Source organism: Jannaschia sp. Os4, assembly GCF_016820245.1.
In the GTDB taxonomy this organism is placed as follows: domain Bacteria; phylum Pseudomonadota; class Alphaproteobacteria; order Rhodobacterales; family Rhodobacteraceae; genus Jannaschia.
Genome location: NZ_JAFCAR010000001.1, coordinates 751111 through 763949 on the forward strand (window position 1 = coordinate 751111; position 12839 = coordinate 763949).

15 protein-coding genes are annotated in these 12839 nt (G+C 73.8%); 8 read left to right on the forward strand and 7 right to left on the reverse strand.

All coding sequences use genetic code 11. The annotated features are described in order from the left end of the window. Positions 1–24 precede the first annotated feature (24 nt). Genes JQC91_RS03885 through JQC91_RS03895 form a run of 3 tightly spaced genes read left to right on the forward strand, consistent with a single transcriptional unit; the run spans position 25 to position 3106 of the window. The gene (locus tag JQC91_RS03885) at positions 25–1413 is read left to right on the forward strand and encodes an MFS transporter (RefSeq protein WP_203285439.1); all 1389 of its coding nucleotides are present in this window, start codon (positions 25–27) and stop codon (positions 1411–1413) included. Beyond that, positions 1410–2327 (forward strand): penicillin-insensitive murein endopeptidase, encoded by a 918-nt coding sequence (mepA, locus tag JQC91_RS03890; protein WP_203285440.1) that lies wholly within the window; start codon positions 1410–1412, stop codon positions 2325–2327. Before JQC91_RS03885 ends, mepA begins: the two co-directional genes overlap by 4 nt. Beyond that, positions 2294–3106, forward strand: a complete 813-nt coding sequence (locus JQC91_RS03895) for an esterase-like activity of phytase family protein (RefSeq protein WP_203285441.1) — start codon at positions 2294–2296, stop codon at positions 3104–3106. Before mepA ends, JQC91_RS03895 begins: the two co-directional genes overlap by 34 nt. On the opposite strand, the gene JQC91_RS03900 is transcribed toward JQC91_RS03895, so the two are convergent. Next, positions 3103–3972: an LOG family protein gene (locus JQC91_RS03900; RefSeq protein WP_203285442.1), complete on the reverse strand. Its 870-nt coding sequence runs from the start codon at positions 3970–3972 to the stop codon at positions 3103–3105. The two genes, JQC91_RS03895 and JQC91_RS03900, sit on opposite strands and share 4 nt — an antisense overlap. A 64-nt stretch (positions 3973–4036) precedes the next feature. Here JQC91_RS03900 and JQC91_RS03905 point away from each other — a divergent pair, with 64 nt between their 5' ends. Together JQC91_RS03905 and JQC91_RS03910 are read left to right on the forward strand one after the other, a co-directional pair. Further along, on the forward strand, positions 4037–4966 hold the full coding sequence (locus JQC91_RS03905) for a threonine/serine dehydratase (protein ID WP_203285443.1): 930 nt from the start codon (positions 4037–4039) through the stop codon (positions 4964–4966). A 5-nt stretch (positions 4967–4971) separates the two neighbouring features. Continuing rightward, positions 4972–5520: a thioredoxin family protein gene (locus JQC91_RS03910; protein WP_203285444.1), complete on the forward strand. Its 549-nt coding sequence runs from the start codon at positions 4972–4974 to the stop codon at positions 5518–5520. A 204-nt stretch (positions 5521–5724) separates the two neighbouring features. On the opposite strand, the gene JQC91_RS03915 is transcribed toward JQC91_RS03910, so the two are convergent. Further along, the gene (locus tag JQC91_RS03915; RefSeq protein ID WP_203285445.1) at positions 5725–6330 is read right to left on the reverse strand and encodes a nicotinate-nucleotide adenylyltransferase; all 606 of its coding nucleotides are present in this window, start codon (positions 6328–6330) and stop codon (positions 5725–5727) included. Between the two features lie 78 nt (positions 6331–6408). Here JQC91_RS03915 and JQC91_RS03920 point away from each other — a divergent pair, with 78 nt between their 5' ends. Together JQC91_RS03920 and JQC91_RS03925 are read left to right on the forward strand one after the other, a co-directional pair. Next, positions 6409–6996, forward strand: coding sequence for a TetR/AcrR family transcriptional regulator (locus JQC91_RS03920; protein WP_203285446.1), 588 nt, complete (start codon positions 6409–6411; stop codon positions 6994–6996). Between the two features lie 50 nt (positions 6997–7046). Next, complete coding sequence (locus tag JQC91_RS03925; protein ID WP_238941257.1) at positions 7047–7706, forward strand: heme-binding protein; 660 nt, start codon at positions 7047–7049, stop codon at positions 7704–7706. A gap of 37 nt (positions 7707–7743) precedes the next feature. On the opposite strand, the gene JQC91_RS03930 is transcribed toward JQC91_RS03925, so the two are convergent. Continuing rightward, the gene (locus JQC91_RS03930; RefSeq protein WP_203285447.1) at positions 7744–8448 is read right to left on the reverse strand and encodes an NYN domain-containing protein; all 705 of its coding nucleotides are present in this window, start codon (positions 8446–8448) and stop codon (positions 7744–7746) included. A 56-nt stretch (positions 8449–8504) separates the two neighbouring features. After that, complete coding sequence (locus tag JQC91_RS03935) at positions 8505–9530, reverse strand: hypothetical protein (protein ID WP_203285448.1); 1026 nt, start codon at positions 9528–9530, stop codon at positions 8505–8507. 84 nt (positions 9531–9614) lie between these two features. On the opposite strand from JQC91_RS03935, the gene uvsE reads away from it, so the two are divergent. Next, entirely contained in the window at positions 9615–10616 is a 1002-nt protein-coding gene (gene uvsE, locus JQC91_RS03940; protein ID WP_203285449.1) for a UV DNA damage repair endonuclease UvsE, read from the forward strand. Here the strand turns inward: uvsE and JQC91_RS03945 are convergent. The 3 genes from JQC91_RS03945 to JQC91_RS03955 all read right to left on the reverse strand — a co-directional run bounded on the left by JQC91_RS03945 (position 10556) and on the right by JQC91_RS03955 (position 12787). After that, positions 10556–11221, reverse strand: a complete 666-nt coding sequence (locus tag JQC91_RS03945) for a hypothetical protein (RefSeq protein ID WP_203285450.1) — start codon at positions 11219–11221, stop codon at positions 10556–10558. The two genes, uvsE and JQC91_RS03945, sit on opposite strands and share 61 nt — an antisense overlap. A 67-nt stretch (positions 11222–11288) precedes the next feature. Next, positions 11289–11678 (reverse strand): hypothetical protein, encoded by a 390-nt coding sequence (locus JQC91_RS03950; RefSeq protein WP_203285451.1) that lies wholly within the window; start codon positions 11676–11678, stop codon positions 11289–11291. Beyond that, positions 11675–12787 (reverse strand): S-(hydroxymethyl)glutathione dehydrogenase/class III alcohol dehydrogenase, encoded by a 1113-nt coding sequence (locus tag JQC91_RS03955; RefSeq protein WP_203285452.1) that lies wholly within the window; start codon positions 12785–12787, stop codon positions 11675–11677. Before JQC91_RS03955 ends, JQC91_RS03950 begins: the two co-directional genes overlap by 4 nt. Between the last annotated feature and the right edge of the window lie 52 nt (positions 12788–12839).

The following is a 12839-nucleotide window of genomic DNA, read 5'->3' on the forward strand; positions in this document are numbered from 1 at the left end:
CGTCGCGGGCGAGGGGGACGACTCATGGCCGTGACGACCGACGCCGTTGCCGACGGCGGGACGCTCCGCCGCCGCGTGCGCGGCTGGATGATGTTCGACTGGGCCTCGCAGCCCTTCTACACCCTGCTGCTGACCTTCATCTTCGGCCCCTACTTCGCCGCCGTGGTCGCCGACTCGCTGATCGCCGACGGCTTGGACCCCGGCTCGGCCAAGGCGGGGGCGCAGCGGCTGTGGTCCGGGGCGCAGACGGTGATCGGCGTGGCCATCGCGATCTCGGCCCCGGTGATGGGCGCGCTGGCCGACCGCGCTGCGAGCAAGATGACGTGGATCGTGGGCTTCTCGGTCGCCTACGTGGTGGGCACGGCGGGCATCTGGCTGATGGTGCCCGACGCCTCGCAGACGATGCTGGCGCTCGGCGCCTTCGCGCTCGCCATGATCGGGGCGGAGATGACCACGCTCTTCACCAACGCCATGCTGCCGGGCCTCGCGCCGCGCGACAAGATCGGGCGCATCTCGGGGACGGGCTACGCGATGGGCTACGCGGGCGGGGTGCTCAGCCTCGCGGTCATGCTGGCGCTCTTCGCGGACAACGCCGACGGGCGCACCTTCCTCGGCGGCAGCCCCGCGCTCGGCCTCGACGGGGCGGAGCGGGAGGGGACGCGCGCGGTCGGGCCGTTCTCGGCGCTGTGGTACGTGGTCTTCATGGTGCCGTTCTTCGCGTGGGTCCGCGAGCCGCGGGTCGCGGCCAAGCCGATGTCGCTGCGCGGCGCGGTGGGCGACGTGATGGACCTGCTGCGCCAGCTGCCGGGGCGCCCGTCGCTGACGGCCTTCCTCGCGGGCTCGATGCTCTACCGCGACGCGCTGGTCGCGCTCTACTCGTTCGGGGGCGTCTACGCGACGCTCGTGCTGGGCTGGGAGACGACGCAGATCGGCGTGTTCGGGATCGTCGGCGCGGTCACGGCGGCGATCGCGTCCTATGTCGGCGGGCGGCTGGACGGGCGGTTCGGGCCCAAGCCCGTCATCGTCGGCGCGGTCTGCATCCTGACGGCGGTGCTCTTGGTGATCTGCTTCACCTCCCGCGAGATGGTCGTGGGCATCCCCATCCCGGAGGGGTCCAGCCTGCCCGACGTCACGCTCTACGTGATGGGCGCGCTGATCGGCGGGGCGGGCGGCGTCGTGCAGGCCGCGAGCCGCACGATGATGGTGCGCCACGCCGACCCGGACGGCGGCGGCGAGGCGTTCGGCCTCTATGCGCTGGCGGGCAAGGCGACCGCCTTCCTCGCGCCCGCCCTGATCTACGTGGGCACCACGGTCACGGATTCGGCGAGATTGGGCTACCTGCCCGTGGCCCTCCTGTTCGTCGCGGGGCTGGTGCTGCTACGCTGGGTGGACCCCGAGGGAGACCGCCGATGATCCGCCCGCTGATCCTGTGCGCCGCGCTGGCCCTTTCGGCCTGCAACGGCGCGTCCACGGCGGTGTCCACCGCCGTCTCGACCCGCGACGCGATCCCCGCCGACCTCGCGGGCAAGATCGCCAAGCGCCTGTTCGGCGCGGCCCGGCGCCCTTCGGCCGCCCCGGCCGAGCCGTTCGGATCCTACGCCAAGGGCTGCGCCCACGGCCTCGAGGCGCTGCCCGAGACGGGCGAGGCGTGGCAGGCGATGCGCCTGTCGCGCAACCGCAACTGGGGCCACCCGCAGATGATCGACCTCGTCGAGGATCTGGGCCGCCACATGCGCGGGCGCGGCTGGGCGGGCATCTACGTGGGCGACATCAGCCAGCCGCGCGGCGGGCCGATGCTGACCGGCCACCGCAGCCACCAGATGGGCCTCGACGCGGACATCTGGCTCTATCCGTCGGACCGCATCGACCTGTCCCGGCGCGCGCGCGAGGACCTCTCCGCCATCTCCATGCGCCGCTCCGAGGGGGCCTACGTCAACGACCGCTGGACGGCGGACCAGATGGAGCTGGTGCGCCGGGCCGCGTCCGACCGGCGCACGGCGCGCATCTTCATCTTCCCCGGCGCCAAGGTCTGGATGTGCGAGAACGCCACCGGCAACCGCGACTGGCTGCGCAAGGTGCGCCCGTGGTGGGGGCACCACTACCACATGCACGTCCGCATCGCTTGCCCGCGCGGGGCCGCGCATTGCGAGAACCAGTCCCCCATCCCGCCCGGCGACGGCTGCGCCGAGGCGCGGCAGTGGCAGCGCAACATCCTCAACCCGCCGCCGCCCGACCCGGACGCGCCCGCCCCCGCGCCGCGCCGCGACCTGACGATGGCCGACCTGCCCCACCAGTGCGCCGACGTGCTCTCCGCGCCCTCGCGCTGAGCCTGCTGCCCCTCGCGGCCTCGGCCGGCCCGACCGTCCTGCCCTTCGTCCCGTGGGAGGGGGCGGGCGGCTGGTCGGCGCTGTGGGTCGCCGAGGACGGCGGCGCGTTCGCCGTGGTCTCCGACCGGGGGGCGTGGGCCGAGGGGCGGCTCCTGCGCGACGCGGCGGGCGACCTCGCCGGCGCGCCCGTCGACCGTCGCGGGACGCTCGAGCCGGGCGGCGATTCGGAGGCGCTCGACCGCTTCGGGGGCGGCTGGGCCATCGGGTTCGAGGGGAACCACAGGGTCGAGTGGCGCGAGGCGCTGGACGGCGGCGTGGCTGCGGATCTCGGGCCGCCGCCGGACCTGTCGGCCTCCGTCAACGCGGGCATCGAGGCGCTCGCCGTCGATCCGCTGGGGCGCATCCACGTGGTGTCGGAGTCGCCCGCCGCGGGACGCTTCGACGTCCACCGGTGGGAGCGCGGGGCGTGGGAGGTCGCCTTCGCCGTCCCCGCCGACGGGCGCTACCGCGTCACGGGGGCGGATTTCGGGCCCGACGGGCGGCTCTGGCTGCTGGAGCGGGACTTCCTGCTGCTCGGGTTCCGCACCCGCCTCCGCTCGGTCCGGCCGGACGGGACGGACCTCCGGACCGACCTCGAGACGGCCTTGGCCCGGCACGACAACCTCGAAGGGCTGGCGGTCTGGCGCGGGGGGCACGGGCTGCGGGCGACGATGGTGTCGGACGACAACCTGCGGTCCATCCAGCGCAGCGAGATCGTGGAGTACCGGCTGGGGGACTAGGCCTCCACCCGGCCCGGGATGTGCGCGCGCCGGGTGCGCGGCAGGGGCCAGTCGTCCATGAAGCCGAGCGCCTCGTCCGCCGTGTCCACGAAGCGGAACAGCTCGAGGTCGTCCTCCCCGATGGTCCCCGCCTCGCGCAGCGCGTCCCAGTTCACGATCCGGTGCCAGAACTCGGTGCCGAACAGCAGGAACGGCACCCGCTCCATCCGCCCCGTCTGGATCAGGGTCAGCGCCTCGAACAGCTCGTCCAAGGTGCCGAACCCGCCGGGGAAGACGCAGACGGCGGAGGCCCGCATCAGGAAGTGCATCTTGCGGATCGCGAAGTAGTGGAAGTTGAACGACAGGTCCGGCGTGACGAACTCGTTGGGCGCCTGCTCGTGCGGCAGCACGATGTTCAGGCCGATGGAGCGCCCGCCCGCGTCCGCCGCGCCGCGGTTGCCCGCCTCCATGATGCCGGGGCCGCCGCCGGTGACGATCACGTCCTCGCGCCCCTCCGAGCGCGCCATCGACCGCTCGGTCACCACGCGGGCGAAGCGGCGCGCCTCCTCGTACTGGTCGGCGAGCGCGCGCAGCGTCTCGGTCCGGGCCTCGTCGCGGTCGGCGGGGCGCGGGATGCGCGCGCCGCCGAACATCACCACCGTCGATTCGACCGCCGCCTCGTCCATCAGCAGCGTGGGCTTCAGCAACTCCAGTTGCAGCCGCACGGGCCGCAGCTCGTCGCGGCACAGGAAGTCGTCGTCCGCGAAGGCGAGGCGGTAGGCCGGCGAGCGGGTCTGCGGCGTGTCCGGCAACTCGTGCGCCGTCTCGATGTCCTCGCGGGCGTCGCGCATCGGGTGGTTGCGGGTCTCGCGAGAGGATGCGGACATGCGGGGCGGCTCCTTGCGTGGCGGGGGTCGGGCCGGTCTAACGGCCCCGGCACGGGAGGACCACATGGGCTGGACGCAGGAGATCGCCACCGCGCGGACGCGGATCGCCGGGCACGCGCGGGTCACGCCCGTCTGCGACCTGACGCTCGGCGGGTTCGCGGTGGCCGCCAAGCTGGAGCACCTCCAGCACACCGGCTCCTTCAAGGCGCGCGGCGCGTTCAACACGCTGCTGTCGGCGGAGGTGCCCGAGGGTGGGGTCGTCGCCGCCTCGGGCGGCAACCACGGCGCGGCGGTGGCGTTCGCTGCTGCCACGCTGGGCCACCCCGCCCACATCTTCGTGCCGGAGGTCGCGGGGCCGGCCAAGATCGCGTTGATCGAGCGGACGGGCGCCACCTGCCACGTGGTGCCCGGCCTCTATCAGGACGCGCTTGAGGCGGCGCAGGCGCATGAGGCCGAGACGGGCGCGATGCAGGTCCACGCCTACGACGCCGCCCCCACCATCGCCGGGCAGGGGACGTGCTTCGCCGAATGGGAGGCGCAGGGGCTGGAGGCGGACACGGTGCTCGTCGCGGTGGGCGGCGGCGGCCTGATCGCGGGCGCGCTGGCATGGCTGGGCGACCGCCGCCGCGTCGTCGCGGTCGAGCCGGAGCGGTCGCGCTGCCTCCACGCCGCGCTGGAGGCGGGCGCGCCCGTCGACGTCCCCGTCTCCGGCATCGCCGCCAACGCGCTCGGGGCCAAACGGGTCGGCGGACTGGCCTTCGACCTCGCCCGCGACCGCCTCGCCGCGTCCGTCACCGTCCCCGACGCCGCCATCGCCCACGCCCGCGACCTGCTCTGGCGCGAGGCGCGCCAACTGGTCGAGCCGTCGGGCGCCGCCGCCCTCGCCGCGCTCACCTCCGGGGCCTACGTTCCCGACGAGGGGGAGCGCGTGGCCGTGCTCGTCTGCGGGGCCAACCCCGCCCCCGACCCGCTGGAGCACCAGCCGCAGGAGTGACGCGCATGGCCCTCGTCGAGACCCCCACCGAGACGATGAGCGCCCCCTGCCCCGACTTCGCCCTGCCCGACCCCGGCGGCACCGTGCACACCCGTGACGGTCTGCGCGGGCCGAACGGCCTCGTGGTGGCCTTCATCTGCAACCACTGCCCCTACGTGATCGCGGTGATCGACCGGCTGGCCGCCGACCTCGTCGCGCTGAAGGACGAGGGCGTCGGCGGCGCGCTGATCATGCCGAACGACTGGACCGCCTACCCCGACGACGCCCCCGACCGCATGGCCGCCTTCGCCGAGGCCCACGCCCTGCCCGTCCCCTATCTCGTGGATGAGCGGCAGGAGGCAGCGCGCGCCTTCGGGGCGGTCTGCACGCCCGACCTCTTCGGCTACGGGCCGGGGCTGACGCTTCAGTATCGCGGGCGGGTGGACGACGTGGGGATGCGCGGGGATGCGTCCGCGCGGCGGGCGGAACTGGTCGAGGGGATGCGGACCATCGCGGGCGGCGGGACGGTGCCGCACCAGACGCCGTCGATGGGCTGCTCGATCAAGTGGCGGTAGGGTCCGCCGAAAGCGCATCGCAGGGCCGTGGCGCGGCGATGCGACCTGTCCGCGACGCGGTCTATCCCTCGCCCCCGCACGACCCCCGACCGTCTCGGATGCGGCGAAGGATCGCCGGGCCGGGGGACGGCCCGGCGATGCCCGGGCCGCTTCGCGGCTGTTAACCGCGCGGGCGATCAGTTCGCAGGATGCAGCTCCGCCCCGTCAATCGGACCCCCACCCGCCCCCGTCCCGGATCGCCGTCGAGGACGACGGGTCCAGCGGCACGTTCGCGAAGGCCCATGCGGGCGCCTCGGCCCGGCCCAGCCGCCGCACCGCCGGGCCGCGCAGCCGGAACCGCGCGTAGGTCCGCGCCGCCACCGACAGCCGCGCCGCGATCCGCGTCCCCGGGCGCGCCAGCACCCCCACGGGCACCCGCGCCATGATGTCGTGCCAGTCCTCCCAGCGGTGCAGCTGCACGAGGTTGTCCGCCCCCATCAGCCACACGAACAGGACGCGCGGATAGAGCGCCTGCAGGGCGGCCAAGGTCTCCGCCGTGAACCGCGTCCCCAGCCGCGCCTCAATGCCCGTCACCTCGACGCGCGGATGCGCCATCAGCGCCCGCGCCCGTTCCAGCCGCTGCTCCATCGGCGCGGGGCCGCGCGCCTTGAGCGGGTTGCCGGGCGAGACCAGCCACCACACCCGGTCCAGCCCGAACCGGCGCAGCGCCTCGCGGGTGATGTGGACGTGGCCGCCATGGGCCGGGTCGAACGACCCGCCGAGCAGGCCCACCACCTGTCCCGGCGCCGCGTGGGGAAGCCCGTGGCGCATGGCGCGCAGGTTTGGCCGCCCGAGGGTCGACGCGCAAGGCGCCACCGGCTAGGCGAACGGCGTTCATCGGAGGATCCCATGGCGAAGGCGACCGAGGCCCGGCGCGAGGCGCTGCGCGGACGGCTGATCGAGGCGGCGACCGCCACGATCCGCGCCGAGGGCGCCGCGGCGTTGCGCGCGCGCGCCTTGGCCGAGGACGCGGGCTGCTCGGTCGGCGCGATCTACACGGTGTTCGGGGACCTCCCCCAACTGGTGCTGGCCGTGAACGGCGAGACGTTCCGCCGCCTCGGCGCCCATGTCGTCGCGGGCACCGCCGGCGACGCGCCGGTCGAGCGGCTGGTGTCGATGTCGGAGGCCTATCTCGACTTCGCCGCCTCGGAGCCACGGCTGTGGCGCGCGCTCTTCGACGTGCAGATGACCGAGAGCGCCGCCCCCGACTGGTATCTCGCGGCGCTCGACCGGGTGCTGTCGCTGATCGACGCGCCCTTGGCCGAGATCTTCCCCGGCCTCGGCCCCGAGGAGGTCCGCATCCGCACCCGCGCGCTCTTCTCCGCCGTGCACGGGATCGTCTGGCTCGGCCTCGAGTCCCGCATCAGCGCCGCGCCCCGCGCCCGGCTGCGCGAGATGATCCGCTTCGTGCTGGAGGGCGCGGCCCGCCACGACTGACGGCGCGGTCCGGCGCGCTAGGTCGTGGTCCCCGTCCCCGGAGACCCGACATGCGCGCCCTCCTCGCAGCCCTCGCCCTCACGACCGGAGCCGCCATGGCCGACGACATCGAGACCCCCGCCCACGCGGTGATCGCCGCCGCCCCGGCGCCCGGCTTCGACGGGCGGATCGAGGTCCGCCGCTACGCGCCGATGATCGTGGCCGAGGTCACGGTCGCCGCCGACAGCCGCCGCGCCGCCTCCTCCGCCGGGTTCCGCCCGCTCGCCTCCTACATCTTCGGGGCGAACGCCCCGGGGCAGAAGATCGCCATGACCGCCCCGGTGGCGGTGACGCCCGCGGACGCGGGCGGGATGGCGGGCGGCGGCGGGGCAAAGATCGCGATGACGTCCCCGGTGACCACCGCGCCCGGCGGCGACGGCGAGTGGACCGTGCGCTTCATGATGCCGTCGGAATGGACGATGGACACGCTGCCCGCCCCCGAGGATCCGCGCGTCCGCCTCGTCGAGACCGCGCCCGAGACCCGCGCCACGCTGCGCTTCGTGGGCCGGGCCACGCCCGAGCGGGTGGAGGCGGCGGTGGCGGCGCTCGATTCCTACATCGCGGGCGCGGGCCTGGCCCCCGCGGGCGACGTCACGTGGGCGGGCTACGACGGCCCCTCGGTCCCCGAGGCCGAGCGGCGGTGGGAGGTGCAGCGCCCCGTCGAGGGCTGACCTCCCGCGTCATGGCCGCGGTGCCCCGGTCCGGCGGTCAGTCCCGGCGCCGCACCATCATCTGCGTGCCGTCCATCTTCGTCTCCAGCCGGGCGATGTCGCGCACGAGGTCCGACAGCTTGCGCTTGCCGTAGGTCCGCGTGTCGAAGTCCGGCACCTCCGCCGTGATCGTGGACCCCAGCGCGCCCAGCGCGAACCAGTCGCCGTCCTGGTCCATCCGGTCCATCGCCCGCGCGATCAGCGGCATGGCGTCGATGGGCTTGGCCTTCTTGGCAGCGGGCTGACCCTTGGGCGCGGGCTCGTCGATCAGGTTCTCGATCATGATGAAGCGGTTGCAGACGTTGCGCAGCGCCTCGGGCGCCTTGCCCTCCCCGATGCCGATGACGTCCAGCCCCTCCTCGCGGATGCGGGAGGCCAGCCGGGTGAAGTCGCTGTCCGACGAAACCAGCACGAAGGCGTCGAAGCGGCCCGTGTGCAGGATGTCCATCGCGTCGATCACCAGCCCGATGTCGGAGGCGTTCTTGCCCTTGGTGTTGGCCGTCTCCTGATGCGCCACGAGGCCCAGCTGCATCACCTTGTTCGCCCACGGCTTCAGCCGGTCCGACGACCAGTCGCCGTAGACCCGCCGCAGGCCCGGCTCCCCCAGCCCCGCGATCTCGTCCATGATGGCCTCGGCGTACTTGGCCGGGATGTTGTCCGCGTCCACGAGGACGGCGAGGAGCTGGCGGGTGCGGTCTGGCATGGGTCCTCCGGGGCTGGCCCCCTCCCTACCGGCGGGGGCGGGGATCGTTCCACCCCCTAGGCGCGCATCTCGGGTCCGAAGCCCAGATCGTCCATTAGCGCGTTCCACGCCGCGTGGTCCAGCGTGCCGCCCGCCGCTTGGCGGTGCCCGTTGCCGTAATGGGCGGGATCGGCGCCCTCGGGCCGGTGCTCCGCCAGCAGCGCGACGATGTCCTTGGAGCGCGGCGCGCGGCCCGAGAACGAGACCTTGCCCGGGAGGTAGCCGAAGTTGGCGCAGAACACGATCGCCCCGCGCAGGCGCCCGACCCACGACTGCGCCGTCAGCGGATGCACCTGACAGGGGCTGTCGATCCGCACGATGGCCACGTCCGCGCCGTAGCGCGCGCCGAACCGGGGCGGGGCGCGCCGGGCCTCGGCGGTGGCGGCCTTCACCTCCTCGCGGGCCGCCTCGCAGGCCGCGAGGCCGGGCAGCGCGCCGGACAGCGCATGGGCCGGGTCGGCGGCGGCCCGCAGGAGCTCGAGGGCGGGTGCCGCGTCGCCCGCCGCCGAGCGGCGCGGGGCGTTCACCAGCGAGGTCAGCTCGCGCAGCTTGCCCGCCCCCCAGCGCTTCTTGGCCGGGGCCACCTCCAGATGGCCCGCCTTGTCGCCGTAGTCGCCGATGCAGCCCAGCGCGGCCAGCCAGCCCCGCTCCTCCGGCGCGCCCAGCGCGTACCACGCGAGCAGCGAGGTCGACGGCACGGGGTCGAGGTCGATGCCGTGGATCACCGTCGCCCCCTCGGGGGTGCCGGTGGGGACGTGGTGGTCGATCACGCAGAGCCGGTCGCCCAGCGCGCGCCCCCGCATCCCGAGATCCGCCACCACGAGGCCGCGGCCCTCCACCTCCGCCGCGACCGGATCGGTCCACGCGTTCATGCCCCGCCCCACTAGCCGGACCGGCACGTCCAGCGCCCCGGCCAGCAGCGCGGCCGAGGACAGGCCGTCGGCGTCCACGTCGGACAGGATCAGGTCGATCGCGCCCGCCTCGCGGAAGGCGGCGAAACGGGCGGCGGCCTCGGCGGCGAAGGCGGGGTGGGTGATCTCCATGCGCGGGGCCAACCGCCCCGCCGCGTCGGCGTTCCTGCGACCGCACGGCGCGGAACGCGGCGCGGCGCGGGTGGTTGGTCCGGCATGCCCCGAACCGACCCCCTCCGCCTCGGCTTCCCCGTCAAGGTCACGGCCCGCCCGGACCTCAAGAGCAACGACACCCGGCGCTGGCAGAACGACCCGCACCTATCCGTGTCGCTCGACTACATGGACGCGATCCTCGACCACTGCGCGGCGCGGGGCATCCGCATGTACCGCATGTCCTCGGACCTCGCGCCCTACGCGACCCACCCCGACATGCCGCAGTTCCACGGCATGGTGGAGCAGAGCGCGGACCGCCTCCGGGAGATCGGGGACAAGGCGGGACGGCTCGACGTGCGCCTGTCCTTCCACCCGTCGCAGTTCGTGCTGCTCAACGCGCCGGACGAGACGATCGTGGAGAAGAGCGTCAACGACCTCGCCTCCCAGGCGCGGATGCTGGACCTCATGGGACTGGGGCCGGAATCGGTGCTCGTGACCCATGTGGGCGGGGTCTACGACGACAAGCCCGCCGCCCGGGACCGCTGGTGCGCCGCCTACGAGCGGCTGCCGGAGCACGTGCGCCGACGTCTGGTGCTCGAGAACGACGACCTGCGCTTCTCGGCCACGGACACGCTGTGGATCAGCGCGCGCACCGGCGTGCCGCTGATCTTCGACCATCAGCACTGGTGGTGCCTGCACGAGCCGCAGGAGGAGCTGATCCCCACCTTCGCCGCCTGCCTCGGGACATGGGCCGAGGGGGTGCGGCCCAAGATGCACTTCTCCTCGCCCCGCACGGAGATGCGGACCATCACCCGCAAGGATCCCAAGACCGGCAAGCCGGTGGCGACGCAGGCACCGCCGATCTGGACGGGCCACGCCGACTACGTCCAGCCGTTCGAGTTCATCCGCTTCATGCGCGATGCCGCCGGGCTGGAGTTCGACGTGATGCTGGAGGCCAAGCGCAAGGACGCCGCGTTGGAGCGCCTGCGGCTGGACCTCGTCCGCTACGCGCCCGACGTGGCGGCGCGGTTCGGCATCGCGGCGGAGGCCGTCGCCGCGGAGTGATCCCCGGCGAGGCGGACCCGCCCCGTCGCGGCGCGCCGCTCCACCCACGCCCGCTCGCGCGCCCAAGGATGGCAGGCCGCGCCCTCGAACCCGAAGCCGTGCAGCGTGATCCGCGTCTCCGGCGGCAGCATCGCGTCGTAGAGGAACAGCGCGAGGAAGCCCGTCGAGGGCCAGACCGGCCCCTCGGGGGGCGGCCCCGTCCGCCGCAGCGCGCGGATCGCCCCGCGCCGCAGGCGGTCGGGAACGGTGCGCACCCGACGCCCGTCGAGGCGGCGGCGCACGTCGCGCTCGAAGTTGACGCCGTCGCGCACGTGGGGCGCCACCCGCGGCCAGCGCCACAGGCCCCATTCCGGGCGGTCCGCCGCGATGGGGAGCGTGACGCGCCGCGCGGCCAGAAGGGGGGGCGAGGTCCAGAACGCGGGGTCGAGCAGCCACTCGTGCATCTGCCCGCCGCAGTTCACGAGGAAGAGGTCGTCGAGCCGCGACCCCGCCTCGGCGCCGAATCCGCGCGCCACGTTGAAGCGGACCACCCGGCTCGCCGCGTCGATCTCCGCCGCGCCGGACGATCCCAGCGGCCCGTTCCCGACCAGCGCCACCTCGCGCATCCCCGCCTCCGTTCGCCATTCACCGTCAACGACTTAGGGCGAACCCGCGCGGGAGCGAGGCGGGAGGCTATCCCATCGGGTCGTCGGCGCAGCCGATCCCGTCGCGGATGCGCAGCGCGAGGTCCGTGGCCTCCGCGACGGTGAAGGAGCCCGTGATCTGGAGCGCGCCGCCGAGGATCGGCTCCATCACGCGCGGGGCGGTCAGCACCTCGCCGCAGAGGCGCAGTTCGATGATCTCCCGGACGTTCCGCGCGGTCATCTCGCCGAACCGCCGCACGGTCTCGTCCGACAGGACGAAGGCGACGGCGGGCTGCCCGTCGTGGTCGAACGTCGGCTGCACGGACCGCAGGTCCGATGGTCCGAACGCCAGCGGGGTCCCGTTGGTCGGAACGGCGGTCAGGACCTCCTGCGCGGCGGCCGGGGTCGCGGCGAGGAACGCGAGGAGGAGGGCCTTCAATAGACCACGACCGAGCGGATGCTCTCGCCCCGGTGCATCAGGTCGAACCCCTCGTTGATGTCGTCGAGCTTCAGGGTGTGGGTGATCATCGGGTCGATCTCGATCTTGCCGTCCATGTACCAGTCCACGATCTTCGGCACGTCCGTCCGGCCCCGCGCGCCCCCGAAGGCGGTGCCGCGCCAGACGCGGCCCGTCACGAGCTGGAAGGGCCGCGTGGCGATCTCCGCCCCCGCAGGCGCGACCCCGATGATGATCGACTCGCCCCAGCCCTTGTGCGCCGACTCCAGCGCCGCGCGCATGACGTCCACGTTGCCGGTGGCGTCGAACGTGTAGTCGCCGCCGCCCCCGGTCAGCTCCACGAGATGCGGCGCCAGCGGGCCGTCCACCGCCGAGGGGTTCACGAAGTCGGTCATGCCGAACCGCTCGGCCATGGCCTTCTTGTCGTCGTTCAGGTCGACGCCCACGATCCGGTCCGCCCCCGCCAGCCGCAGCCCTTGGATGACGTTGAGCCCGATGCCCCCCAGCCCGAACACGATGGCCGTGGACCCGATCTCGACCTTGGCGGTGTTGATGACGGCGCCGATGCCCGTCGTCACGCCGCAGCCGATGTAGCAGATCTTGTCGAACGGCGCGTCGGCGCGGACCTTGGCCAGCGCGATCTCGGGCAGGACCGTGTGGTTCGAGAAGGTCGAGCAGCCCATGTAGTGCAGGATCGGCGTCCCGTCCGTCATGCGGAACCGCGACGTGCCGTCCGGCATCACCCCCGCCCCTTGGGTGGACCTGATCTTCTGGCAGAGGTTCGTCTTGGGGTTCAGGCAGTACTCGCACTCGCGGCATTCCGGCGTGTAGAGCGGGATCACGTGGTCGCCCGGCTTCAGCGACGTGACGCCCGCGCCCACCTCCAGCACCACGCCCGCGCCCTCGTGGCCGAGGATGGCGGGGAACATCCCCTCCGGGTCCGCGCCCGACAGGGTGAACTCGTCGGTGTGGCAGATGCCCGTCGCCTTGATCTCGACCAGCACCTCGCCCGCCTTGGGGCCGTCGAGCTCGACCTCCATGACCTCCAGCGGCTTGCCCGCCTCAACAGCTACCGCGGCTCTCGTTCTCATGGCGTCCTCCCCTGCCTCGCGCGCACCGTGGAGCGGGGGCGCGCGCGATGCA